This is a genomic window from Brevundimonas sp., from assembly GCF_004210735.1.
GTDB lineage: Bacteria > Pseudomonadota > Alphaproteobacteria > Caulobacterales > Caulobacteraceae > Brevundimonas.
Window position 1 is genome coordinate 46,925 of sequence record NZ_SDZL01000005.1, and the last position, 24,542, is coordinate 71,466.

Sequence of the window (24,542 nt, forward strand, 5' to 3'; positions counted from 1 at the left end):
TTAGTGGGTCTTCACACGCGGGGTTTAGATGGATAGCGTCACGGTATGAACAAGCCCGTCATCGCCTGCTTGGGGAACTGTCAGAGCGGGGCTATCCGTGGGATTCTGCTTGCGATTCCTGAGGTCAAGGAACGCTTCGATGTTCTGTTCACGCGGCGGCCGCAGGATTTCGCCGCAATGCGCGACCGGGTTGCCGTTGTTGTCCAGCAGGCGACGCATAGCTGGGACGACTTCACCGTTGCCGACTTGCCGACCGGCGCGACCCACATTCGCTACCCGGCGGCGCTGATCAACTACCCTTGGCCCCTCATCCCGTTTCAGCGTCGGGTCAAGGAGAGGACGGCTAGGGATGCACACTTTCCCTACACCATCTGCGACGCCCTGGTTGATGAGTTGAGGGCCAAGGGCGTCCCTAAGGAAAGCCTGCTGGATGCCTACTTTTCGGTGGACGTGACCAAGCGGTTCCCGCTGGAGCGCCTCAGACGCATAAATGAGGCCAAGGCTCGCCAGATCGATGCCCTTTCCGACTTTCCGATTTGGGACCAAATGCAGGTGGGCCAGAGCATGAGGACCGCCAATCACCCCAACGGCCCGCTCCTGTCCTATATGGTAGCGCAGATCATCGAGCGGCTTCCACTTGCTGACGTAGCGGCGGCTCAGGAGGAGGCGGCAGCGCGAGTGACCGATTACGGCATTCAGCCTGTCGAGGCGCCCGTGCACCCACAAGTGGCCGATGCCTTGGGTCTGGAGTGGGCAAAAGAACGAAAATGGACCTTCTGGCTAGAGGGCGACTTCACGTTCGAGGAGCGCCTGCTGCGTCTGTACGACATGTCCTACAACGAGGCGTTTCAGGAGGGACGGGACAAGCTGGCTAAAGGTGAGGAGGCGATACACTCGTTTGAACAGGCCTCCCGCGAGTTGCCCGACAGCGCCATGGTTCACGCGTTCTATGCAACGGCTCTAATCAAGGCCGGCAGATGGAGCGAGGCGGCTGATGTGCGCGGACGGATATGGAAGCTTGATCCTAGCGACACCAATCGCACTCGTTATTGGACTGCTCTTCGGCGTGCGAAGCGGATGGATGAGGCCGACGCCATCCTTGCCGCAAATGACGGCTCGCCCTCACAAACTAATGCAATAGCCCCGGTCTCATGAACTCCTTCCAAAAGAGCATCCTTAGTATTGCCCCCAACACGGCGATTACCGAGGACAACGAGATCCAGGCCATCTGGTTATGTGCTCCTGCGGGGGCCAGTGCTGCTGTCCCGCGACACCAAGTTCCGAAATGGAAATCTTGCTGCTATATACTCACTTCTCGTGGCTGAGGACTTTCTCGTCCGTACGGTAGAACTCCCGCTTGGGAGACGCCCTTCTACATATCGTTTTACCTTCACGCCGAAGGGATGCGGTCGCCGCCTGTTCCGGCGTGACGGCGCGGATGACCTGAAGACTCGTCCTCCAGGTGGGCAGGTCGGTAAGCGCGCGCCCGCCAGCCAAGTCGGCCTTCGTCGCCCCCACCACTTCAGCAGCAGCCTCGCCCGCCGCGGCCCCCGCTGCTTGACCAGCAATGGCCCCCGCAACAGCGGCGTCACCGTCCGCGTCCTGTGCCGCCTGAATGGCCGCACCGATGTCTGCAAGGACTTGTTGCGCGTCGGTCTTCGCCGCCTCCGCGCCGTCGCGCTCGGTTCCAGCCGCCTGGGCCCACCCCTGCGCCTCGGTTTCCGCCGCGATGGCGCCGGACTCGGCCGCTTCCGCGCGGTCGGCATCGGCTGCAACAGCACCGGCGACTACCGCCGCCGCCTCCGTCACCACGGCGGCGAAGTCATCTTCGATCCGGTCCAGATCGCGGCGCATGTCCTGGTCGACGGCCGTCAGACGGTTGAACGCCATATCGATGGCGCGCACCGGCACATTGTTTCGCCGGGCATAGTTGCTGGTCCGCGCCGGCGCGATATGGCGACGGATAAGCACCGTGCCGGTCGCGGGCGTGTTCAGCGTGACCGTCCCGCCCTGATAGCCGCCACCCTCCAGCAGCGTGCCGCTGAACGTGAACTGGCTCTGCGTCAGCCAGACGTCATCGACCCGCACCTCCAGGTCCGCTTTCGCGAACATCTAGCCCGCGACACAACCGTCGCCAGGAACGCCCAGATCAAGCGCGGCATCGTGACGGATAACGCCGCGTGAAGATGGCGCGCCCTGCAGGACTCGAACCTGCAACCGTTCGCTTAGAAGGCGAGTGCTCTATCCGGTTGAGCTAAGGGCGCGGAACTTCTCAGAAACAAAGTTGGACGGGCTACCGCCTGAAAGTTGGATGGACGGGTAAAATGCGTTGTATTTCAGCGACATAGAGAACGGGAAAACTGCTTGGAAGGCAGGTGCTCTATCCGGTTGAGCTATGGGCGCCCGAACTGGACGATCAGTGCGTCCAGGACTGTTTGCGGTTGGTGGCGAAATTGTCGGCATAGGCCTTGATGATCGCCGGCGCCTCGTTCGGCTCGTGCAGGCGGAACGGAATGCCGTGACGCTCGGCGTATTCGACAGCTTCTTCCTTGCTGTCGAAGGTCAGACGCACCTGGCCGTTCATGTCGCTGGAACTGGTCCAGCCCATCAGGGGATCGATGGTGCGGGCCGATGCGGGCTCGAATTCCAGACGCCAGTCGCGGCTCTTGGCCTTGCCCGACTGCATGGCGGTCTTGGCGGGGCGATAGATGCGCGCGAGCATGCCGAACTCCTGCTTTGTCTCGGTGGCGGTGCATAGCCCGGCGGCCCGGGCCGGTCCAGCGCTCGCTCAGCTCACTGGCAGGAAGATTGACGCGGAGAAGCCGTTGCCCATGACCTGTGTCTCCAGCCGTCCCGCATCGCCGTACAGGCCCGCCAGGCGCGATCGGATGTTGGCCAGACCTGTTCCGGTGCCTTGCGCCGGCCGCGCATCCAGACGCGCCAGCCCCTGGGCCTCGTTGACCACGGTGATCGACGCCACCCCCGCCTCAAGACGCTCGGCTTTCAACCGGATCGTCACCGGATCAATTGATCGCGCCAACCCGTGCTTGACGGCGTTCTCAAACAACGGCTGCAGCAATAGCGGCGGTATGGTCAGGGACAACAGGTCCTCGGGCACGTCAAAGAACACCGACAACCGGTCCCCGAACCGGATCTGCTCGATATCCATATAGGTCGCCACGGCGTCGATTTCCTGGCCCAGGGTGACCAGCATCGAGGGGTCGATCTCCAGCGACGCGCGCATGAAGTCGGCCAGGGTCGTGCTGGCCCGCTCCGCCTCCGCATTACGCCCGGAAGAGATAAGCGATGTCACCGCGTTCAACGCATTGAACAGGAAGTGCGGATTGATCTGAAACCGCAGCGCCGCAAGCTGCGCCTCCTGGGCTGCGGCCTGCGACCGGGCCAGGACCTGATCCTTCTGTCGCAGGGTAGCATTCGAATAGATCAGCGCCGCGCCGACGATGAACAGCATATAGACTTGGGTCAGCGATAGAATGTTGGTGACCACGCCCATCGTCAGCGGCGGGGCCTTGATGCTCGGCATGATCAGCGGCCAGAGCAACTGCTGAAGCACTACGTCCAGAACGGAATGGATCAGCATCATGCCGATCGCCGCCACACTGATCACAAGCCAGCGCCATCGGTCCAGCGCCTTCAGGTGATCGATCAGCGCATGCAGCGCCAGACAACCGCAGAACCCGAAGAGCAGGCTCAGGATCGAATAGACCCCGAGATGCACGGACATGTAGCCCATGACGAAACCCTGCCCCGTGAAGGTGGCGAAGGTTGCTGTCCACAGGACAAGATTCAGAAGCACGATGTTTCGCTTCGGGGTCGTCATTCTGTCCGACACGGTCGCTTGAACTGGACCGTCTGTAACACGACCAATACGCACACTGTTTCAAAACGCGACGAATATCCGGCTAACTGCAGGACTTGGGGCGAAATGTGCGGGGCTGTCCGGACGCCCTCATGGGCGGTCTTCGGTTATCGCTTAATCCGTGGTCGGGGCGAGAGGATTCGAACCTCCGACCCTCTGGTCCCAAACCAGATGCGCTACCAGGCTGCGCTACACCCCGGACCGACGGACGGGTCTCTTGCCACGGCTTGGCCGCCGTCACAACAGGCGGTTGCTGTCAGGGACGAAAGAAGGTGTGCCGCACTTCGTCACCGGGCGCTGCGCCGATCTCGTCGGCCCTACCGGCGCGCAATTCCAGCACGCCGTTGGCGGCGCCGTTCGACGGCACAGGCGCATCCGACATGGGCGTCGTATGCTTGGCGATCGATACGATTCGTCCCTTGGGGTCGATGTAGATAATGTCCAGCGAGCTGGGCGTGTTGTGCATCCAGAACGAACGCTCCGAGACATCCGGGAACTGGAACAGCATGCCCCGGTCATCCTCAAGTGGCGGTCGGTACATCAGTCCGCGCTGACGTTCCGCCTCGTCGTCGGCGATCTCGACCATGAACTTATGCTCGCCGGTCCTGGTGACGATCATCAGCGGCTCCAGCGCCCGCCCTGTGGCGTCCACTGGCGTCCGCTGGGCGCACGCCGCGCCTGAAACACTCAGGAAAACGGCGACGACAGCGCCCAGGGCGATCCTGCGGTTCAACATGACTTCCTCGCCTCATGGGGCGGGGGTCACCCGCCCGGTCTGATCTCGGCCACCACCAGCCCCTTGGGGCCACTGGCGAAACGCACGGAGACGGTGTCGCCGGGCAGCAGGTCTTCCAGACCGCAGCGACGCAACGTTTCCACATGGACGAAGATATCACCCGGTTCGCCGTCGCGCACAACGAAGCCGTAGCCCTTTGTGCGATTGAACCATTTGACCACGGCGCGTTCCAGGGCGCCGACGGCGTCGTCCGTCGTGCTGTCGGGAGCGAAATCGGTGCGCAGGCTGTCATAGCTGCGGCGCGGCGCAATGACGATCGGGTCGCCTTCGCCCAGCTCAACGATCTGGGTCACCTGCCAGCCCTTGGCACGGCGCAGGCATTCGACGGTGATCGGCGCGCCCTCGGGCGCAGTGTCGCGACCCGCGTCACGCAGGCTGGTGATGTGCAGAAGCACATCCTTCATGTCGGTCATCTGGGGATCGTCGGGCACGATAAAGCCATAGCCCTTGCCCGGATCGAACCATTTCACCCGACCGGCGATGCGTATGCCCGTCGCCTCCAGGTCCGTGTATTCAGCCAACATGTCACCCCCGCCTGCCCCTCTACGCAGACCCTTTCATGCTTAACACGGTTCTGCGAAACCGGGAAAAGTGAAAAATGACTATTTTAAGGGGTGTGGCTGACACGCACGCAACAGTCCCCAACCCGCAGCAAAGGGTGTCGGCAGGGACGTAATAGTGATGTCAGGGGGAAACTCCGCGTGGCAGTCCCTAGGGGAGTCGAACCCCTCTTTTCAGGTTGAAAACCTGACGTCCTAACCGATAGACGAAGGGACCGCTGCGCGGAGGACCGGGGTAATAGCCGCCGATTCCTGAGCTTGCAAGCGCCAAGCCTGCAGTTTTTTCGAATGACGTGCGAACAGCGTTACGGCTGGGCCATTCGGGGGTCCGCGACGTCCTCAATCTCGAACTGGACGCCGCGCCGACCGTTCCAGTCGTCGGCCTTCAGACGACCGGTGACACTCAGTCCGCCCTGCCCCGACAGCAGCGCCTGCCCGGTCGGCAGATCGGCGCAGCGCCAGGCGATGGCGCGGACCGAGGAGCCGTCAGCCCCCACCAGCCGGCACCGGACGTGGCCGCCATTCATCGCCACAGGCTCGCGCGCCTGCACGCTATGCAAGGCGAACAGCGGCTCCGGATTAGCGGGTCCGAATGGAGCCAGTCGCTCGAACGCCTCAAACAGATCCCGCGTCGCTGCGCGGGGATCGATCAGCACGTCCACATCGACAAGATCCTGTTCGACCGCCAACTGATGCTCGTCCGCCAACCGTTCGGCCAGGAAGGCGCGCAGGGCATCGATCCCGTCGCCGCGCACCGTCAGGCCCGCCGCCATGGCGTGGCCGCCGCCGGCCAGCAGCAGGTCCTGCTCCCATGCCGCCTGAACCGCCCGGCCCAGATTCATGCCGGGTTGCGACCGGCCAGAGCCCTTGCCGATGCCCGTCACCGGATCCAGCCCGATCACCACGACCGGCTTGCGCCAGCGTTCGCGCAGCCGCCCGGCGGCGATGCCGACCACGCCGGGGTGCCAGTCCTCGCCCACCACCACGACAATGGGCGAGCCGTCGTCATGCGCCCGCGTCATCTCGACCCGGCGCATGGCTTCTTCGGTCACCAGTCGTTCGACTTCGCGACGCTCGACATTCAGCCGGTCCAATTCGGCGGCCAGTGTCCGGGCCTCGGCTTCGTCATCCGTGGACAGAAGGCGTGCGCCCAGATCCGAGCGGCCGATCCGCCCGCCGGCGTTGATACGCGGCCCCAGGATGAAGCCCGCGTGATTGACCTTGGCCGGTCCCGGTTCGCTGCCCGCAACGGCCAGCAGCGCGCGCAGGCCGGGATTGTTCCAGTCGGACATGACCTTCAGACCCAGCTGCGTCAGCGCCCGGTTGAAACCGGTCAGGCCCGTCACGTCGCAGATGGCGCCCAAGGCGGCCAGGTCCAGCCATTGGCGGATGTCCGGCTCTTTCGTCTCGGCGAACAGGCCCCTGCCCCGCGCCTCGCGGTTCAGCGCCGCCAGCAGCACGAACACCACGCCCGCCGCCGCCAGATTGCCCTGACCCGAGTTGCAGCCCGGCCGATTCGGGTTGACCACGGCGGCGCAGACGGGCGGCTCCTCGCGCATCATGTGGTGGTCGATGACTACGACCTTCAGGCCGATGGCCGCCGCATGGGCCACGGCCTCGTTCGCCGCCGCGCCGCAATCCACGGTGATGACCAGATCGGCGCCGGACGCCTTCAGCGTGTCAAACGCCGCGGCGCTGGGGCCATAGCCTTCCTTCATCCGGTCGGGGACATAGATCGGCAGTTCCGCCCCCAGCGCCCGGAACCAGCGCACCAGCAAGGCGGCGCTGCTGGCGCCGTCGACGTCATAGTCGGCAAAGACATGGATGCTCTGGCCCGCCTGCATCGCGTCCAGAATGGCTGCTGCCGCCGTATCCATGTCCATAAAGCTGGACGGATCGGGGAACAGCGCTCTCAATGTCGGCGTCAGGAAATCCTCGCCCTGCCCGACCTGCACACCGCGCGAGGCCAGCGCCCGCGCCAGCGGCTCGTCCAGCCCCAGCGCCTGCATGTGGCCGCGCACGACAGCGGGCTCGGCGGGACGCTGTCGCCACGCCCGGCCCGACAAGGATCGCTCGACGTTCAGAAAGGCCGGCGCGGCGCCCGTGATCGGCCCGTCCGCCATCTCAGACCGGGCGGATCATGCGGATGCGACGCACCGTCTTGGTGCTGGAATCCATGACCAGCGTGTGGGTGCTGATAAAGCCGCGCTCGACCTTCACCCCATCCAGCATGGCGCCCTTGGTCACCCCGGTGGCGGCGAATACGGCGTCCTTCGACACCAATTCGTGCAGATCGTATTTGCGGTCGAAGTCGGTGACGCCGGTGCGGCGGGCGCGCTCACGCTCGTCCTCGTTGCGGAACACCAGACGGCCCTGGAACTGACCGCCGACGCATTTCAGCGCCGCCGCCGCCAGCACGCCTTCCGGCGCGCCGCCCTGGCCGATGTACAGATCGATGCCGGTTTCCGGCTCGGCGGTGTGGATCACGCCCGCCACGTCGCCGTCGGTGATCAGCAGCACCTTGGCCCCGACCGAGCGCAGGGCCGCGATCAACTCGGCATGGCGCGGCCGGTCCATGACGCAGACGGTGATCTCGTCCGGCCGCACGCCCTTGGCCCTGGCCAGAGCCGTGACGTTCTCCTGCGGCGTGCGGTCCAGATCCACCAGACCCGGCGCATAGCCCGGCCCGATGGCGATCTTGTCCATATAGGTGTCCGGCGCGTGCAGCATGCCGCCGCCCGGCGACATGGCCAGCACCGCCAGGGCATTGGCCATGGCCTTGGCGGTCAGGGTCGTGCCTTCCAGCGGGTCCAGGGCGATGTCGATGGCCGGGCCTTTGCCGGTGCCGACCTTCTCGCCGATATACAGCATCGGCGCTTCGTCGCGCTCGCCCTCGCCGATCACGATCTTGCCGTCGATATCCAGGCTGTTCAGCGCCGTGCGCATGGCGTCGACCGCCACCTGATCGGCGGCCTTCTCGTCGCCCCGCCCGATCTGGGCATAGGCGGCGATGGCGGCCAGTTCGGTGACGCGGGCCGCATCGGCGGCGAGCGAGGAAGAATAGGGCTGATCAGCCATGGGCGAGGTCTCCTGAGACGATGATCCCCGGATTCTGTCGCCCGGGCGATGGTTTGAAGGGTGTCAGCGGCGATCTACGGGCGGCGGCGCCTTGCCCCTCTGCCGCAGGGATTCCGCAAAGGCCTCGATCTCGGCCAGGGTTTGGGCGGAGGTCGGGTCGATGGGAGTCGAATCGATCTGGCGCATCACGTCCGCCGCGAACGCATCGGGATCGGCCAGGGTCCACTCTAGCCCCGCCACTTCGGCCGCCAGAGCGATGCTGGTCGTGTTCAGCCCGGCCACGCGCCCCGCGATCTGGGCCGGCGGCGTCAGCGCGGTCGCCGTGGGGAAGTCGGCCCAGCGCGGATAGGTCCGGTTAGCGGCCACCAACGCCTCGACGCGGGGGGCCAGAGGCGATTCAGGGTCGGTCCGGGGCGCGAATGATCCGGCGCATCCGGCCAGCGCCAGACCCGAAAGGCCCAGGGCCAGCGGCGTTGAACGGCGACCGAATGTCTTTTTGCGCTGCAGAGCGTTCATTTCAGCCCCGGTCATATGCCATCATCCGCTTCGGCGGAAGGGTGACCGCCCTCGCCCCGCTCCGGAAACGCCCGCAGGAAGCCTCATGTCCAAGCCTCCGACCAAGGTCGCCGCCCCGACCGCGCCGCGCAAGCCGGGCCGCCCGACCTCGGCCAAGCGCCCGGCCAAGCCCCGCGTCGCCAAGGCCCCGGCGCCTGAGATGGCTGCTGATCCTGTAATGCCGCCGCAAACCCCGCCGCCCGCGCCGCCCGCCCCCGGCCTGGGGCTGGAGCAGCAGCAGGCGCTTGAGACCCTGTCCCTGAATCTGGCCAAGGCGGCCATGATCGCCCAGTCGGCCATCGCCGAGGCGGCCCTGTCCCAGGCCGACCGTCCCGCCGCCCTTTCGCCCGATCCGCTGAACGTCGCGCCGGCGATGAGCGCGGTCATGGCCGGGTTGGCCTCGCGTCCGGAAAAACTGTTCCAGGCCCAGGCCGACCTGTTCGGCCGCTACATGGACCTGTGGGCTGTCACCACCCGCCGCGCCATGGGCGAGGACACGCCCGCCGCCCCGTCCGCCGACAAACGGTTCAAGGATCCCGCCTGGAGCGAGAACCCGCTGTTCGACGTGATGCGCCAGTCCTATCTGGTCACTGCGGACTGGATGAACGGCCTGATTTCGGGTGTCGAGGATGTGGACCCGTCCGTGCGCCGCCGAGCCGAATTCTTCACCAAACTGCTGACCGACGCTTTTTCGCCGTCGAACTTCCTGGCCTCCAATCCCGCCGCGCTAAAGGCGTTGGCCGAGAGCAACGGCGAGTCGCTGGTCAAGGGGATGCAGAATTTCGCCGCCGACATCGAACGCGGCGGCGGCAAACTGTCGATCAGTCAGGCGGACTACGGCCGGTTCAAGGTCGGCGAGAACGTCGCCACCGCCTCGGGCCAGGTCGTCTGGCGCGACGAACTGTTTGAACTGATCCAGTTCGACCCGGCCACCCCGACCCAGCACGCTATCCCGCTGCTGATCTTCCCGCCGTGGATCAACAAATTCTACATTCTGGACCTGCAGCCCGGAAACTCGATGATCCGCTGGCTGTCAGCCCAGGGGTTCACCGTCTTCGTCTGCTCCTGGGTCAATCCGGATCGGGACAAGGCCGATTACGGCTTTGACGACTATCTGGAAAAGGGCCTGTTCCGCGCCATCGACAAGGTGCGCGAGCAGACCGGTCAGGATGCGATCAACACCGTCGGCTACTGCATCGGCGGCACGCTGATGGGCGCCGGCCTGGGCCATATGGCGGCCAAAGGCGACACGCGGGTCAACGCCACCACCTTCTTCGCCGCCCAGCACGATTTCGAACAGGCGGGCGACCTGCGCCTGTTCACCGACGAACACTGGCTGGCCGAGATCGAGCGAAAGATGGATCAGGCGGGCGGCGTCCTGCCCGGCGCAGCCATGGCCGACACCTTCAACGCCTTGCGCGCCAACGATCTGATCTGGTCCTTCTTCGTCAGCAACTATCTGCTGGGCAAGGATCCGCCCGCCTTCGACCTGCTGTTCTGGAACGCCGACCAGACCCGCATGCCCAAGCGTCTGCACCTGGATTATCTGCGCCGGATGTACGGCGAGAACGCCCTGGCCAAGGGCGAGTTCGAGATCGGCGGCGTCACCGTCGATCTGTCCAAGGTCAAGACCCCCCTCTATTTCCAGGCGTCCAGGGAAGACCACATCGCACCGATGAACTCGGTCTATCGGTCGGCCAAATTGTTCGGCGGGCCGGTCACCTACACCCTGGCTGGGTCGGGCCATATCGCCGGGGTGGTCAATCCGCCGGACGCGAAGAAGTATAACCACTGGACCAACGACGCCCTGCCCGACGCCCTGGTCGACTGGCAGGCCGGAGCGGTCGAACATTCCGGCAGCTGGTGGCCGCACTGGGCCGCGTGGCTGCATGAGCGGTCCGGACCGATGGTCCCAGCGCGCGATCCGTCCGCGGGGCCGCTGAAACCCATTGAACCGGCCCCCGGCGCCTATGTGAAAGTAAAGTCTTGAAGCGTCTCGAACCCAACCTGCTGCTGGCGATCTCGACCCTGATCCCGCTGATCCTGCTGGTCATGACCGCTAGCTTGTATGGAGAGCCGGGTCATACCGCCAAATATGTGATCCTGGCCGTCGTCTGTTCGGTATTCTTTGTGCTGTTCAATGGCGTCTGGGCCAAGCGCGCGGGCGTGGTTCGCCCGCCCATGATTCATGCGGACGCCCCGGCCACGGCTGCCTGGGCGGGCCTGTTTCCGATGCTGCTGATCCTGGCGGCCGGCATCCCGATCCTGTGGCCGGGTCACGACTATGGCCTGCTGATCATCATCGCGGCCGTTTGGTTCGGCGTGACGGCGGAATCGGCGCTCAAGGCCCGCCGCGCCGGTTAAGGCGTCAGGCCAGGCCCGTCGCCTCGTCCAGGCCCAGCATAAGGTTCAGGTTCTGCACCGCCGCGCCCGACGCGCCCTTGCCCAGATTGTCCAGCAGGGCGACCAGCCGCGCCTGCTCGCCATTCCGGTCGCCAAAGACATGCAGCCGCATGCTGTTGGTGCCGTTCAACCCTTCGGGCTCCAGCCCGGTCATCGCCTCGGTCACCTCCAGATCCGCCACCTCGACGAACCGCGCGCCAGTGTAGTGTTCGACCAGTGCGCCGTGGACCACCTCGATCGACGGCGAACCCGGCAGGGCCGACAGATGTAGCGGAACCTCCACCAGCATCCCCTGGCGATAGGCGCCGACCGCCGGGGCGAACAGGACGTCACGCTCCAGCCCCGTGTGCCGCGTCATCTCGGGCACATGCTTGTGCTGCAGGCTCAGCCCATAGGCGCGATAGGCGGTCGATGCGCCCTCAGCTTCGAACTCGGCGATCATGGCCTTGCCGCCGCCGGAATAGCCGGACACGGCGTTGACCGTCACCGGCCAGCCCGCCGGAATGAGCCCCGCGCTGACCAGCGGCCGCACCAGGCCGATAAAGCCGGTCGGATAGCAGCCGGGGTTCGACACGCGGGTCGAGCCGGCGATCCTTTCGCGCTGATCTGCCGCCATCTCGGCGAAGCCATAGGTCCAGTCCGGATCAACCCGATAAGCGGTCGAGGCGTCGATCACCCGCACCGCCTGATTGTCGATCATCGACACCGCTTCCTTGGCCGCATCGTCCGGCAGGCACAGGATCACCGCATCGGCCGTATTCAGCGCCTCGCGCCGCGCCTCCACATCGCGCCGCCGGTCGCCCAGCAGCATCAACTGCAGATCCTGGCGCGCCTCCAGCCGCTCGCGGATCTCCAGCCCCGTGGTCCCGGCCTCGCCGTCGATGAAGATGGTGTGGGTCAAAGACCTGCCTCCCAATAGCCAATCAGATGGCCGGTCAACAAAACCGCCAGATAGATCGTCCCGACAATCATCAAGCCGGAGATCGCCATGGCCAGCCAGAAGCCGAATGGTTTGCTTTCGCGGGTAACAGGCACTCCGTCGGGGGGGCGACTATCAATCAGCCGGCCGGTTCGTAGGCCCGTAGCCAGCATTCGTCCAAAGTACCAGAAGGACCACGCCGCCATAGCAAGCAGCAGACAATATCGAACCCAAGTCGGCATGCTGACCTCAAAAGAAAAAGGCGCTCCGGGTTTCCCCGAAGCGCCCTTGTATTCCCACTCGCGGTGGCGAGTTAGCGCTTCGAGAACTGGAACGAACGGCGAGCCTTGGCGCGGCCGTACTTCTTGCGCTCGACGACGCGGCTGTCGCGGGTCAGGAAGCCGTGCGGCTTCAGGACCTTGCGCAGTTCCGGCTCATAGTGAGTCAGGGCGTGCGACAGGCCGTGGCGGATGGCGCCGGCCTGGCCCGACAGGCCCGAGCCTTCGACGGTGCAGATCACGTCATACTGGGTGGCGCGGTCGGCCACGTTCAGCGGCTGGGCGACCATCATCTGAAGCACAGGGCGAGCGAAGTAGGCGTTCAGCTCCTTGCCGTTGACGGTGATCTTGCCGGTGCCGCGCTTCACCCACACGCGGGCGATGGCGTTCTTGCGCTTGCCGGTCGAGTAAGAGCGGCCAAGGGCGTCGATCTTCGGCTCGCGAACGATCTCTTCCGAGACGGCGGTGCCCATGCCCTTCAGGGCGTCGAAGCCGGTGGCTTCCGTAGCAGTCACGTCGGTCATGCTCAGACGCTCCGGGTGTTCTTGGCCGAGGCCGACTTGAAGTCGATGGTCTCGGGCTGTTGGGCTTCGTGGTCGTGCGCGGCGCCGGCGAACAGGCGCAGGTGCGTCATCTGCTTGCGGGCCAGCGGGCTTTCCTTCGGCAGCATGCGCTCGACGGCCTTTTCCAGGACGCGCTCGGGGAAGCGGCCGCCCAGCACCTTGGCCGGGGTTGTTTCCTTGACCCCGCCCGGGTGGCCGGTGTGACGGTAGTACACCTTGTCGGTGTTCTTCTTGCCGGTGAACACCACCTTGTCGACGTTGGTCACGACGACGTAGTCGCCCATGTCAACGTGCGGGGTGTAGGTCGGCAGGTGCTTGCCGCGCAGGCGGTTGGCGATGAAGGTCGCGAGGCGGCCCACCACGACGCCTTCGGCGTCGATGTGGATCCACTTCTTTTCGACCTCTGCCGGCTTCATCGAAGCCGTGGTGGTCTTCAACATGGTCAGGTTCCAGAGACGATGATCTGGCCCATCCCGGAGACCGGAACGAGCGGAAGGCGTGCTGATAGGGGATGCTGCGCCCAAGGTCAATGCCATTGTGCGTCGCTTATTTGCGCTAAGATACGCAAATCACGCGTGTTTTTTAATACGGTATTAAAATACCACGCCTCTTCGTGCGATCAGACGTCGCAGATTGCCGTTCGTCGTCCAATCGTCATCCAATCATAGTTGCCGCGTTACGAACGCCCGGTCTAAGCGGAACCGCAGATCGGGAGTCCAACTCATGCGTTTCCACCGTCGCGGACTGATGACCGCGGGCGCAGCCGCGCTGGCCTTCTCCGGCCTGTCGCGTCATGCCCTGGCGTCCGAGGAGACGTACCTTAATCAGGTCGAGGGTTACGGGGATCTTGTCCGTGATCCCAGCGGTCTTCTGGATCTGCCTCAGGGGTTCTCGTACCAGATCATCTCCCAGGCAGGCGAAACGATGACCGATGGCCTGCTGGTCCCGGGCGCCATCGACGGCATGGGTTGTTTTGCCCTGGGTGGTTCGCAGATCGCCCTGGTCCGCAATCACGAGCTGAAACCCAAGAGTATCACCCATCGCAATCAGGGGCCCGCCGGTATTCGTCAGGAACGGATCGGGCTGATCGACGCCTCGCGCGCCTACGACACCTTCAAGGATGGCCGTCCCCTGCCCGGCGGCACGACGACCCTGATCTATGACTTGGAGACCCGCCGCACCGTGCGTCAGCACCTGTCCCTGGTCGGCACCAGCACCAACTGCTGCGGCGGCGTCACGCCTTGGGGCAGTTGGCTGACCTGCGAGGAGACGGAAGAGACCCCGGCCGACGCCGACGTGACCCGCGAACACGGCTATGTCTTCGAGGTCCCCGCCCGCGCCATGGGCTTGGTCGAGGCCGTGCCGCTCAAGGCCATGGGCCGCTTCGAACACGAGGCTGTCTGCATCGATCCGCGCACCGGCATCGTCTACCTGACCGAAGACAAGGTCGACAGCCTGTTCTACCGCTTCATCCCCGAAACGCCGGGCGAACTGACCAGGGGCGGACGGCTTCAGGCCATGGCGTTCCGGGGCCACAAGGGCGCCGACACCACCAACCACAAGAACCGTGCCTGGGCCGTCGGCGACTGGCGCGAAGTGGTCTGGATCGACGTGGACGACGTCGAAAGCCCGAACGGCGACCTGCGGATGCGCGGCCACGCCGACGGCGCGGCCCTGGTGGCGCGGGGCGAGGGTATCGTCTGGGGCGACGGCGAGATGTGGCTGACCGCGACCTCGGGCGGCCCGCTGCAACGCGGCCAGATCATGCGCTACGTCCCCTCGCCCCAGGAAGGCCGTCGCGGCGAGGCGCGTCGTCCGGGGCGCATCCAGCTGTTTGTCGAAAGCGCCGACGAAAAGACCCTGAACATGGGCGACAACCTGACGGTCGCACCGTGGGGTCATCTGGTGGTGTGTGAGGACAATTACTCCGACACTGTCCGCAATCACATCAAGGGCGTGACGCCGGATGGCCGCGTCTACACGATCGGCCGCAACGTCTTCACGGGAAACGCCGAGTTCGCGGGGGCCACCTTCTCGCCCGATGGGCAGGTGCTGTTCGTGAACATCATGTACCCCGGCCTGACGATCGCGATCAGAGGGCCGTGGTCCTCGGTCCGGACATGAACAGCCGGGGCTGGGACCGCAGCACCAGCCACAGGTTCAGCGTCGCCAGCGCCAGCACGACAGCGGCGCCCGCCTGATGCAGGCCGCCCAGCCACGCCGGCACGGCGTGGACCAGGGTAACGATCCCCAGCCCCGCCTGCAGCCACACCGCGACCGCCAGCACAAACGCTGCGAACCCCAGCCCCTCGGCCAGCCGCCAGCGCCACGCCTGGAAGGCATAGACCGTGGCGAACAGCATCAGCGCATAGGCCGTCATCCGGTGATTGAACTGCACCAGCGCCTGATCGTGCAGGAAGGTCAGTCCGCCCTTTGACCAATCGGCCGGCGGCAGGAAGTCACCGTTCATCAGCGGCCAGTCCGTATAGATGAAGCCGGCCTTGGCCCCGGCCACCAGTCCGCCCAGCAAACACTGCATGAACACCAGGCCCAGCAGCACGGCCGCGCCGCGGGTCCAGCCCCTGGGCGATCGCCCGTGCGCCTCGCCGTTCAGGGCCTCCAGCCCGGTCCAGATCAGGCCCATGAAGATCACCAGCGCCAGCCCCAGGTGGATCGTCAGCCGCTCCGGCGCCACATCAACCCGTTCCGACAGGCCACTGGTCACCATCCACCAGCCGATCAGCCCCTGCAGCCCGCCCAGCCCCAGCAGCACCACACACCGCAGCATCAACCGCTGCGGCAGTCGGCGCAGAACGACGAAGATCAGGAACGGCACGGCGAAGGCCACGCCGATCAACCGCCCCAGCAGCCGGTGGAACCACTCCCAGAAGAAGATGCCCTTGAATTCGCCCAGCGTCATGCCGGCGTTCACCTGGGCGTACTGGGGGATCAGCTTGTATTTCTCGAAGGCGTCGTTCCAGTCGGCCGCGTTCATCGGCGGCAGCGCGCCCATGATCGGCTTCCATTCCGTGATCGACAGGCCCGAGCCCGTCAGGCGGGTGACACCGCCCACCACCACCATGGCGAACACCAGGGCCGCACAGGTGAACAGCCAGATTGCGACCGCGCGACTGCGGTCCCTGCTGACAAAACGGTTCATTCGACGCCCGACGCTGGTCCGGATAAGGTGACGCCGCCTTTGATCCGGCGACGACCGGGGCGGTATGCCCCTCTCTCGTGGCAAGATCGAGTCGCATTCCGCGGACTTTACGCCGCAACCCATCCGGAGCCGGGCGTGCAATACACCGAAATCCTCATCGCCTTGGTCGGCGTGGTCATTCTGGCGGTCATCGCCGATCAGTTATCCGGTCGGCGGGGCGTGGCGGCCACCCTGCTGGTGTCCGGCGTCGGCGCGGCCTGCGGCGCCTTTCTAGCCATTCGCGTCTTCGCCATCTCGACGCTTGAGGACTGGACCTGGTTGCTGTGGGCCCTGGTCGCCTCGGTCATCTGCCTGGTCGCCTACTTCCTGTTCAGGAACAAGCGCTGATGGGCGCGCGCAGCCGCCGCTTCATCGCCACCATCGGCGTGGTTCTGTTCCTGATCTTCTTCGTCTGGGCGGTCGTGTCGATCGGCGCGATCCTGCCCAAATCGCCCTGGATCGACCTGCTGTTCTACGGCGTCGCCGGTATCGCTTGGGGCGTGCCCATCATCCCGCTGCTACGCTGGGCTGAACGTGGGTCAAAGGGCGGCTGACAAAAGCGAACGGGCGGCCCGATCGCTCAGGGCCGCCCGCTGCAAAACCAAACGAACCGAGCGGTTCAAATGGTCGGAGCGACAGGATTCGAACCTGCGACCCCTTGACCCCCAGTCAAGTGCGCTACCAGGCTGCGCCACGCTCCGAAGGCGCTCCCTATAGACGGCGTCCCGTCGCCCCGCAAACCCTAAAAGCAGGCATTGCGCTTATCTTTGCAGAACGGCCTCAAGGCGCGCTTGGGCGCCTTCCAGTTCGATCAGAATGGCGGCCAGCCGATCATCATCTGCGGCGATGGCGCGGCCGGTCGATGACGGCGTCGGCCGGTCCAGTACTGCGCCATCCAGCATCAGACCCGCAGCGCCGTCAGGGTCGCCATAGGCGGCCAGGCGCTTCAGGCCCTGATCCTTGTGCAGACGCTGGACGCCCTTGATGGTCAGGCCCTCGTCGTGCAGCAGGCGACGAACGGCCTTCAGCAACACAATGTCCTGAGGACGATAGAATCGTCGCCCGCCTGCGCGCTTCACCGGGGTGATGAAGAGGAATTTCCCCTCCCAGAACCGCAGGACGTGCTGCGGCGCGCCGACCTCTTCGGCGGCTTCGGAAATGGTGCGAAAGGCGTCGGGGCTCTTGGCCACGGGTTCAGCCCTCGACGACCGCGTCCTGGACCCGGCCCTTCATGATCTGCGAGGCGCGGAAGCTGATCACCCGGCGCGGGGTGATGGCCGCCGGCTCGCCGGTCTTGGGGTTACGGCCCATGCGGGCGCGCTTGGCGCGAATCTGGAACACGCCGAATCCGGACAACTTCACCAGCTCGCCGCGTTCAAGCGATTCGACGATCAGCTCCAGCGTGCGCTCGACCAGACCCGAGCATTCATGGCGCGACAGGCCCACTTCCTCGTGGACCGCCTCGCACAGATCTGCGCGCGTCAGGGTCTGTTGTCCCGCCATGTCGAGCTCCCACTCCGTTCCCGTCGCATAAGAGGGCAAAGTCGTGAGAAATCAAAGAGCGGAATCGCGCTCTAGAGCCGCACCGCACAGGCGCCCCAGGTCAGGCCGCCGCCCATGGCCTCCAGCAGGACCAGGTCGCCCTTCTTGATCCGCCCGTCCTTCATGGCCGTGTCCATGGCCAGCGGGATCGATGCGGCCGAGGTGTTGGCGTGTTCCGCAACGGTCGAGATCACCTTGTGCTCGTCCAGACCCAGCCGTTCGCCGACCCCGCGAATGATCCGCTGGTTGGCCTGGTGGGGCACGAACCAGTCGACCTCGGGGATGGTGATGCCCGACGCTTCGGCCGCCGCCGTGATGGCCTCGGCGATGTTGATGACGGCGTGGCGGAACACCTGGTTTCCGGCCATGCGCAGATGCCCCACGGTGCCCGTGGTGGCGGGACCGCCGTCGACATACAGCAGGTCTGTCTTGTTCCCGTCGCAGCGCAGGGCGAAGCCCAGCAAACCCTGGTCCGCCGACGTCCCCTTCCCTTCACGCGGTTCGACCACGAACGCGCCCGCGCCGTCGCCGAAGAGGACGCAGGTGGACCGGTCGGTCCAGTCCATCAGCCGGGTCATTTCCTCGGCGCCGATGATCAGGGCGCATTTCGCCAGACCGCGCGCGACGAAGCCGTCAGCGACGCTTAACGCATAGACGAATCCCGAGCAGACGGCCTGAACGTCGAAGGCGATGCCTACGGGGGCGCCCAACTTGCGCTGCACGATGGAGGCGGTTGCAGGGAAGGTCATATCCGGCGTCGTGGTCGCGACCACGATCAGATCCACGTCCGACGCCACGCGCCCCGCTGCGATCAGGGCCCGCTTTGCGGCCTCCGTCGCCAGGTCGCTGGTCGGCTGATCGTCGCGCGCCCGGTGGCGCTGGCGGATGCCGGTCCGCTCGACGATCCATTCGTCAGAGGTGTCGACGATGGCGGCCAGATCCTGATTGGTGACGATGTTTTCGGGCAGGTACGAGCCCACGCCCGTCACGGCGCTGCGAAGGACGCTCACTGGGTCTTCTCCTGCGACACGGCAGCGTCGCCGTCGCTCTGGTGGGCCATGACGTCGCTCAGCTTCGCCAGGCTGGTCCCCACCTTGGTCAGATAGTCGCTGCGGGCCAGGTCGGCCGCGATGCGAATGGCGTTTGCGAATCCGCGGGCATCGGCGCCGCCATGGCTTTTCACCACAATGCCGTTCAGGCCCAGCAGCGGGCCGCCGTTGATGGTGCTGGGATCGATCCGCGCCCGCATCTTGCGCAACGCCGGCAGAGCGATCAGCGCCCCCAGCTTGGCCTGCACGCCGGACATCAACGCATCCTTCAGCAGGGCCGAGATGAAGCGCGCCGTGCCCTCGGCCGTCTTCAGCGCGATATTGCCGGTGAAGCCGTCGGTGACGATCACATCGACCGTGCCCTTGGCGATGTCATCACCCTCGACAAAGCCGTGATAGTTCAACTCGACCGCACCGCCGCGCAGCAGGGCATGCGCCTCGCGCACCTCTTCGTGGCCCTTCATGTCTTCGGATCCGACGTTCAGCAGGCCTACGCTGGGCCGCTCGACGCCATGCACCGCCGCCTGGAAGGCCTCGCCCATGATGGCGAATTCGATCAGTTGCTCGGCGTCGCTACCGATGTTGGCGCCCACGTCCAGCACCGCCGTGATTCCGCGCATGGTCGGCCAGCTGGCGACGATGGCCGGACGCTCCAGACCCGGCGCGGCCATGCGCAGGATCAGCTTCGAGATCGCCATCAGGGCGCCGGTGTTGCCCGCCGACACCACGGCGCCCGCCTCACCCGTCTTCACGCTCTCGATGGCATTCCACAGGCTGGAGCCCTTGCCCCGGCGCATGGCCTGGGCGGGCTTTTCGTCCATGGCCACGACCTTGTCGGTATGACGCACGGCGATGCGCGACGGATCGACCTTCAGCCGATCGATCTCGGCCTGGATCGCCGCCTCGTCGCCATGCAGGACAAAATCGACGCCCTCGGCGTCGCGGCGGCGCAGATAGTCCCGCACCCCGGCGACGACGATGGGCGGGCCGTGATCGCCGCCCATGGCGTCGAGGGAGATCAGCGTTCGAGATGGCAAGTATGAAACTCCGTCACGCCGTCTGTCGCAGCGCTTGTATTGGGCGTCGAACCAGAATGTCGCAACCGTGGGATGCTACCGCCCGGCCTCTACGTCAACTTTCGTCGGACGGCTTTCGATCCTGCAACGCCTTAAGCGCCGCAAAGGGCGAGATTTCGACCGGTTCTTGCGGCTGGACAAAGGTCGCGCCCGCCTTGCGGGGGAACGGATCCAGCGCCAGCGCCAGCTGTTCCACCGCATACTGGCCCAGATCGATGCGCCCGTCCTCGATCGGATCGGGCGATTCGTCGTCCATGGTGATGTCGATCTCGTCGTCTTCCGACGGCTCCACCGCCTCGGTCAGACCCAGCGAGAATCGCTGATCCACCGTCGCCGGCAGCGGCTCCAGCGTCAGGCCGCAGGTCTGAACGACCTTTGCCCGGACACGCCCCGACAAGGTCCAGCCGCTGGCCGATGGCGTCAGTTCCAGATCAGCGACGAAACTGTCCAGCGCCTGCAGATCCAGCGCCTTTGCGATCCGCGCGCGGACCTCCTGATCGGGCTCCAGCGTGCGGTGCAGGCCTGCGCCGATCTGGTGCAACCGAATCTGTTCGCTGAAGACGGGCGCAGGCGCGCTCATTGTGAAATCTCCGCCCATTTCGGGGCCTTTGTGATGTCTGATAGCGATTGGGTCGCCAGCTGTGCGCGGCTGGCCACGGCATAGGCCGCCAGCGCCGGAGCACCGGTGGCGTCGTCGCCCTCGTAAATATTCTTCGCCAACGCATCGGACAGGGCGGTCGTGTCTCCGGCGCGCAGCGGCGCCTCATAGGCGGTCATGCGGCCGTACAGCGCCTCGCCCAGCTTGCGCATCTTCTTGCCCACCGAAATGTCGCCGACGCCCAGTTCACGCAGCGCATGATCAAGCGCCGAGACATAGGTATCGAACAGGGTCTGCCCCATGTCGGCCCCGGTCTCGCCCTCGTCCCTCAACCGCATCACCAGCAGCAGGACATGCAGGGTGTAGAGCTCGAAACGCGCATCGATCCGGTCGGCCACGCCCAACCGGGTATAGAAGGCCGGTGTCCGCGCCTGCTCGACCGCGAACCCGTACAGGGTGTCGCCGATCCGGGGGTTGGCGCGTCGGCCCAGTAGTTTTGCAAACATGTTCTACGGCCCCTTTTCCGCCGCGCCGTTGAACTAGGACGCGCGTCCGGCTAGGTCAAAGACCTTGTTCTGTCGCAGGCGCTCGCACATGCATCGTTTCAAGTCGATTTTCGTCGCCGCCGCCCTGGCGGGCCTGACCACGGCCTGCGCGCCCATGGTCGGCTCCAACGGCTTTCAGGTGATCGATACCAAGCCCGCCGACGTAAAGGCCGGCGAGGACACCAAGGAAACCGTCCTGTCGCGTCTGGGTTCGCCCTCGACCACCTCGACCTTCGAAGGCGACAACGTCTGGTACTACATCAGCCAGACGACCGAAAAATACACCTACAACCTGCCCCAGGTGACCCAGCGCAGCGTGACCGAGATCACCTTCGACGAGGGCGACAAGGTCGCCGCCGTCCGTACCCTCGGCCTTGGTGACGGCAAGAACGTCAACATGGAAGGGCGCGAAACCCCGACCCGGGGCCGCCAGCTGACCATCCTGGAGCAACTTCTCGGCAACGTCGGCCGGGGCCAACTGCCGGAAACCGACCGCGACGCCCCCGGCCAGCGCCGCCCGGACTAGTTCCTCGGCAGCTCCTGAACAGAAAAAGCCCCCGGAGATCGCTCTCCGGGGGCTTTCTCGTTCGAAACAGGTGTTCCTATCCGAACCGGCCGCTGGCCAGTACGGCCAGAAGCAGCAGCGCCACGATGTTCGTGATCTTGATCATCGGGTTCACGGCCGGACCGGCCGTGTCCTTGTAGGGATCGCCCACCGTATCGCCCGTCACCGCGGCCTTGTGGGCTTCTGAGCCCTTGCCGTGGGTCTGGCCGTTGCGGTCGGTGAAGCCTTCCTCGATCAGCTTCTTGGCGTTGTCCCACGCCCCGCCGCCGGAGGTCATCGACACGGCCACGAACAGGCCGGTGACGATCACCCCCATCAGCATGGCGCCCAGGGCGGCGAAGGCGTTGGCCTTGCCCGCCATCAGGTTGACGGCCACGAACAGCACGATCGGCGACAGCACCGGCAGTAACGACGGCACGATCATCTCGCGGATCGCCGCGCTGGTGAGGATGTCCACCGCCTTGCCGTATTCGGGCTTGGTCTGGAACGTCATGATGCCGGGGTTTTCGCGGAACTGGCGACGCACCTCGGCCACCACGGCCTCGGCGGCCCGGCCCACGGCCATCATCGACATCCCGCCGAACAGGAAGGGCAGCAGCCCCCCGAACAGCAGGCCAACGACGACATAGGGATTGGTCAGGTCAAACGCGACCGCCCCCATCCCGGCGAAGAAGGGATAGTCCGCCGGATTGGCCGCGAAATACTGCAGGTCCGACGTATAGGCGGCGAACAGCACCAGCGCGCCCAGACCCGCCGAACCAATGGCATAGCCCTTGGTCACGGCCTTGGTCGTGTTGCCTACGGCGTCCAGCGCATCGGTCGAATGACGCACTTCCGCCGGCAGGCCCGCCATTTCGGCGATGCCGCCCGCATTGTCCGTGACCGGACCAAAGGCGTCCAGCGCCACGATCATCCCCGCCACGCCCAGCATGGTCGTGGTGGCGATGGCGATGCCGAACAGGCCCGCCAGTTGATAGCTGGCGATGATGCCGACGATGATCGTCAGCGCCGGCAGGGCCGTGGACTCCAGCGAGACCGCCAGACCCTGGATCACATTGGTGCCGTGACCCGACACCGAGGCGTTGGCCACCGACTTCACCGGCCGGAAGCCCGTGCCGGTATAGTATTCGGTGATGACCACAATGGCCGCCGTCACCAGCAGGCCGACCATGCCCGCCCAGAACAGGTTCATCGGCTGGATCAGCAGGCCGCTGGACGTTTCGACCGCGCCGGGCATCAACTGGTTGATGACCCACCAGACCGCGACGACCGACAGCACGCCGGTGACGATCAGCCCTTGATACAGGGCCCCCATGATATTGCCGCTCTTGCCCAGGCGGACGAAGAAGGTGCCGATGATCGAGGTCACGATACAGATGCCGCAGATCGCCAGCGGCAGCAGCATCATCACCTCAACATAGGGCTGGGCACGGAAGAAGATGGCCGCCAGCACCATGGTGGCGACCGTGGTCACCGCATAGGTCTCGAACAGGTCGGCGGCCATGCCGGCGCAGTCGCCGACGTTGTCGCCCACGTTATCGGCGATGGTGGCGGCGTTGCGGGGATCGTCCTCGGGGATACCCGCCTCGACCTTGCCCACCATGTCGCCGCCCACGTCGGCGCCCTTGGTGAAGATGCCGCCGCCCAGTCGCGCGAAGATGGAGATCAGAGAGGCGCCGAAGCCCAGCGCCACCAGGCCGTCGATGACCGCGCGGCTGGTGCTTTCCAGCCCCAGACCCTGCGTCAGCACGGCATAGTAGCCGGCCACGCCGATCAGGGCGCCGCCCGCCACGAACATGCCGGTGATGGCGCCTGACCGGAAGGCCAGATTCAGGCCCTTGGACAGACTTTCCGACGCGGCCTGTGCCGTGCGGACGTTGGCCCGAACCGAGATCAGCATGCCCGCGAATCCGGCCGCGCCCGAAAGCACGGCGCCGATCAGGAAGCCGATGGCCGCATAGGGCCCGATCAGGAGCCAGGCCAGAATCAGGATGACGATCCCGACCATGCCGATCGTCATGTACTGCCGACGGAGGTACGCGGATGCGCCTTCCTGAATCGCCGCAGCGATCTCGCGCATCTTGTCGTTGCCGGCGCTGGATTTCATGAGCGCAGCCGTCTGGATGGCGCCGTAAAGCACCCCCAGCACACCTGCCCCTATGACCAGCCATAGGTAAGAGGTCATTGGCGTTTCGTTCCCTTGTGCAACAGGCGCGTCCGGCCCTTGGCGCGGCGGGCGTTTTCGCCTCTGCCGCCTTCCGGTCCCCCCGGCCGCGAAGGACGCGACAGTGCGTCCGTTCGGGGAATTGCACAGTGACGGTGCCTCATGCGTCCAAAGGGCGCAACCGGCGTTATCTCAAGCTTGGCTGTTGGGCGCTCGCAGCCGACGTCTGGGCGTCTGGGCGACCAGTTCGACGCGCGTGACCATCCCTAGTCCTACAATGGTGGCCGCCGCCCGCATCATGGCGGCGGACAGTGCCGTTGCGTCCAGGCTGTTCCAGTCGTTCGGCCGCGTGAACGGGGTGGCGTGGGCCGCCCGCACCAGGGCGTCGCGCAGATGCGGCGCCTTGACCCGCACCGCCTCCTGCGGCTGGCCGGGCGCGATCAGCAGTCGCACCTCGACGAAGACATAGTTGCGCAATCGCCCATCGGCGATCACCGGCAGGCCCAGATTCTCGATCTCCAGCGTGGCCGGTGCGGCGCCAGGCTTGGGATCACTGGCCAGCGCCGTGTGCGGCGCCAGGGCGACGGTCGTTCCGGCGGCGATCAGGGTTCTGCGGCGCATGTCAGCACTTTGCCCCGGCCCGGTTACGGAAGTCCCAACGTTAGCCGTGGGTCCAGCCGGTACACTTCGGCGTCACAGGATGCCCCTGATACAGAACCCGCAGCCCCCCGCCCTCGACAACCCGCCCGACGCAGGTCAGCGGGACGTGCAA

28 protein-coding genes and 4 tRNA genes are annotated in these 24,542 nt (G+C 65.6%); 7 read left to right on the forward strand and 25 right to left on the reverse strand.

Annotation, left to right across the window (positions count from 1 at the left end):
* Positions 1-45: 45 nt before the first annotated feature.
* Entirely contained in the window at positions 46-1,155 is a 1,110-nt protein-coding gene (locus EON91_RS01880; RefSeq protein ID WP_292091216.1) for a WcbI family polysaccharide biosynthesis putative acetyltransferase, read from the forward strand.
* A 153-nt stretch (positions 1,156-1,308) separates the two neighbouring features.
* On the opposite strand, the gene EON91_RS01885 is transcribed toward EON91_RS01880, so the two are convergent.
* The 11 genes from EON91_RS01885 to EON91_RS01935 all read right to left on the reverse strand — a co-directional run bounded on the left by EON91_RS01885 (position 1,309) and on the right by EON91_RS01935 (position 8,845).
* Positions 1,309-2,112, reverse strand: coding sequence for a hypothetical protein (locus tag EON91_RS01885; RefSeq protein WP_292091217.1), 804 nt, complete (start codon positions 2,110-2,112; stop codon positions 1,309-1,311).
* A gap of 75 nt (positions 2,113-2,187) precedes the next feature.
* Positions 2,188-2,264, reverse strand: a tRNA-Arg gene (locus EON91_RS01890).
* Positions 2,265-2,416: 152 nt separating this feature from the next.
* Positions 2,417-2,722, reverse strand: coding sequence for an ETC complex I subunit (locus EON91_RS01895; protein ID WP_292091218.1), 306 nt, complete (start codon positions 2,720-2,722; stop codon positions 2,417-2,419).
* Between the two features lie 66 nt (positions 2,723-2,788).
* Entirely contained in the window at positions 2,789-3,817 is a 1,029-nt protein-coding gene (locus EON91_RS01900) for a histidine kinase (protein ID WP_292091220.1), read from the reverse strand.
* 185 nt (positions 3,818-4,002) lie between these two features.
* Positions 4,003-4,079: transfer RNA gene (locus EON91_RS01905), tRNA-Pro, on the reverse strand.
* A 57-nt stretch (positions 4,080-4,136) separates the two neighbouring features.
* Positions 4,137-4,616: a DUF192 domain-containing protein gene (locus EON91_RS01910; protein ID WP_292091221.1), complete on the reverse strand. Its 480-nt coding sequence runs from the start codon at positions 4,614-4,616 to the stop codon at positions 4,137-4,139.
* Between the two features lie 26 nt (positions 4,617-4,642).
* The gene (locus tag EON91_RS01915) at positions 4,643-5,200 is read right to left on the reverse strand and encodes a cold-shock protein (RefSeq protein WP_292091222.1); all 558 of its coding nucleotides are present in this window, start codon (positions 5,198-5,200) and stop codon (positions 4,643-4,645) included.
* 178 nt (positions 5,201-5,378) lie between these two features.
* A tRNA-Glu gene (locus EON91_RS01920) sits at positions 5,379-5,453 on the reverse strand.
* Between the two features lie 88 nt (positions 5,454-5,541).
* Complete coding sequence (gene recJ / locus EON91_RS01925) at positions 5,542-7,359, reverse strand: single-stranded-DNA-specific exonuclease RecJ (RefSeq protein ID WP_292091223.1); 1,818 nt, start codon at positions 7,357-7,359, stop codon at positions 5,542-5,544.
* Position 7,360: 1 nt separating this feature from the next.
* Complete coding sequence (gene glpX / locus EON91_RS01930; protein ID WP_292091224.1) at positions 7,361-8,314, reverse strand: class II fructose-bisphosphatase; 954 nt, start codon at positions 8,312-8,314, stop codon at positions 7,361-7,363.
* 63 nt (positions 8,315-8,377) lie between these two features.
* Positions 8,378-8,845, reverse strand: a complete 468-nt coding sequence (locus EON91_RS01935; RefSeq protein ID WP_292091225.1) for a hypothetical protein — start codon at positions 8,843-8,845, stop codon at positions 8,378-8,380.
* 70 nt (positions 8,846-8,915) lie between these two features.
* Between EON91_RS01935 and phaC the strand changes: the two genes are divergently transcribed.
* Together phaC and EON91_RS01945 are read left to right on the forward strand one after the other, a co-directional pair.
* Positions 8,916-10,859: a class I poly(R)-hydroxyalkanoic acid synthase gene (gene phaC, locus EON91_RS01940; protein WP_292091226.1), complete on the forward strand. Its 1,944-nt coding sequence runs from the start codon at positions 8,916-8,918 to the stop codon at positions 10,857-10,859.
* Complete coding sequence (locus tag EON91_RS01945; RefSeq protein ID WP_292091227.1) at positions 10,856-11,233, forward strand: hypothetical protein; 378 nt, start codon at positions 10,856-10,858, stop codon at positions 11,231-11,233. The genes phaC and EON91_RS01945 overlap by 4 nt, the downstream gene beginning before the upstream one ends.
* Positions 11,234-11,237: 4 nt before the next feature.
* On the opposite strand, the gene argC is transcribed toward EON91_RS01945, so the two are convergent.
* The 4 genes from argC to rplM form a co-directional block, all read right to left on the reverse strand.
* The gene (gene argC, locus EON91_RS01950; protein ID WP_292091228.1) at positions 11,238-12,173 is read right to left on the reverse strand and encodes an N-acetyl-gamma-glutamyl-phosphate reductase; all 936 of its coding nucleotides are present in this window, start codon (positions 12,171-12,173) and stop codon (positions 11,238-11,240) included.
* A complete protein-coding gene (locus EON91_RS01955) occupies positions 12,170-12,433 on the reverse strand; it encodes a hypothetical protein (RefSeq protein WP_292091229.1) in 264 nt (87 codons plus the stop codon). The genes argC and EON91_RS01955 overlap by 4 nt, the downstream gene beginning before the upstream one ends.
* Positions 12,434-12,504: 71 nt before the next feature.
* Positions 12,505-12,942 carry a 30S ribosomal protein S9 gene (gene rpsI, locus EON91_RS01960; RefSeq protein WP_292091256.1) on the reverse strand — a complete coding sequence of 146 codons (438 nt, stop codon included), beginning with the start codon at positions 12,940-12,942 and terminating at the stop codon, positions 12,505-12,507.
* Positions 12,943-12,995: 53 nt separating this feature from the next.
* Positions 12,996-13,472, reverse strand: a complete 477-nt coding sequence (gene rplM, locus EON91_RS01965; RefSeq protein ID WP_292091230.1) for a 50S ribosomal protein L13 — start codon at positions 13,470-13,472, stop codon at positions 12,996-12,998.
* Positions 13,473-13,755: 283 nt separating this feature from the next.
* Between rplM and EON91_RS01970 the strand changes: the two genes are divergently transcribed.
* Entirely contained in the window at positions 13,756-15,156 is a 1,401-nt protein-coding gene (locus EON91_RS01970; RefSeq protein WP_292091232.1) for an alkaline phosphatase PhoX, read from the forward strand.
* On the opposite strand, the gene EON91_RS01975 is transcribed toward EON91_RS01970, so the two are convergent.
* Complete coding sequence (locus tag EON91_RS01975) at positions 15,125-16,192, reverse strand: COX15/CtaA family protein (RefSeq protein WP_292091233.1); 1,068 nt, start codon at positions 16,190-16,192, stop codon at positions 15,125-15,127. The genes EON91_RS01970 and EON91_RS01975 overlap by 32 nt on opposite strands.
* A 135-nt stretch (positions 16,193-16,327) precedes the next feature.
* Here EON91_RS01975 and EON91_RS01980 point away from each other — a divergent pair, with 135 nt between their 5' ends.
* Positions 16,328-16,579, forward strand: a complete 252-nt coding sequence (locus tag EON91_RS01980; RefSeq protein WP_292091235.1) for a transglycosylase — start codon at positions 16,328-16,330, stop codon at positions 16,577-16,579.
* Positions 16,579-16,785, forward strand: a complete 207-nt coding sequence (locus EON91_RS01985) for a DUF2842 domain-containing protein (protein ID WP_292091236.1) — start codon at positions 16,579-16,581, stop codon at positions 16,783-16,785. Before EON91_RS01980 ends, EON91_RS01985 begins: the two co-directional genes overlap by 1 nt.
* A 70-nt stretch (positions 16,786-16,855) precedes the next feature.
* Here EON91_RS01985 and EON91_RS01990 read toward each other — a convergent pair.
* From EON91_RS01990 to EON91_RS02020, 7 genes are all read right to left on the reverse strand, one after another.
* Positions 16,856-16,932 (reverse strand) — tRNA-Pro (locus tag EON91_RS01990).
* A 60-nt stretch (positions 16,933-16,992) separates the two neighbouring features.
* Entirely contained in the window at positions 16,993-17,421 is a 429-nt protein-coding gene (locus tag EON91_RS01995) for a MerR family transcriptional regulator (RefSeq protein WP_292091238.1), read from the reverse strand.
* 4 nt (positions 17,422-17,425) lie between these two features.
* A complete protein-coding gene (locus EON91_RS02000) occupies positions 17,426-17,734 on the reverse strand; it encodes an integration host factor subunit alpha (protein ID WP_292091239.1) in 309 nt (102 codons plus the stop codon).
* Between the two features lie 71 nt (positions 17,735-17,805).
* Complete coding sequence (locus tag EON91_RS02005; RefSeq protein ID WP_292091240.1) at positions 17,806-18,783, reverse strand: beta-ketoacyl-ACP synthase III; 978 nt, start codon at positions 18,781-18,783, stop codon at positions 17,806-17,808.
* Positions 18,780-19,859, reverse strand: a complete 1,080-nt coding sequence (plsX, locus tag EON91_RS02010; protein WP_292091242.1) for a phosphate acyltransferase PlsX — start codon at positions 19,857-19,859, stop codon at positions 18,780-18,782. Before plsX ends, EON91_RS02005 begins: the two co-directional genes overlap by 4 nt.
* Positions 19,860-19,953: 94 nt before the next feature.
* The gene (locus EON91_RS02015; RefSeq protein WP_292091243.1) at positions 19,954-20,478 is read right to left on the reverse strand and encodes a DUF177 domain-containing protein; all 525 of its coding nucleotides are present in this window, start codon (positions 20,476-20,478) and stop codon (positions 19,954-19,956) included.
* Positions 20,475-21,002 (reverse strand): ubiquinol-cytochrome C chaperone family protein, encoded by a 528-nt coding sequence (locus EON91_RS02020; protein ID WP_292091245.1) that lies wholly within the window; start codon positions 21,000-21,002, stop codon positions 20,475-20,477. Before EON91_RS02020 ends, EON91_RS02015 begins: the two co-directional genes overlap by 4 nt.
* Before the next feature lie 88 nt (positions 21,003-21,090).
* Here EON91_RS02020 and bamE point away from each other — a divergent pair, with 88 nt between their 5' ends.
* Positions 21,091-21,567, forward strand: coding sequence for an outer membrane protein assembly factor BamE (gene bamE / locus EON91_RS02025; protein WP_292091247.1), 477 nt, complete (start codon positions 21,091-21,093; stop codon positions 21,565-21,567).
* A 76-nt stretch (positions 21,568-21,643) separates the two neighbouring features.
* On the opposite strand, the gene EON91_RS02030 is transcribed toward bamE, so the two are convergent.
* Entirely contained in the window at positions 21,644-23,791 is a 2,148-nt protein-coding gene (locus EON91_RS02030; protein WP_292091249.1) for a sodium-translocating pyrophosphatase, read from the reverse strand.
* Positions 23,792-23,962: 171 nt separating this feature from the next.
* Entirely contained in the window at positions 23,963-24,391 is a 429-nt protein-coding gene (locus EON91_RS02035; RefSeq protein ID WP_292091251.1) for a hypothetical protein, read from the reverse strand.
* Positions 24,392-24,542: the final 151 nt, after the last annotated feature.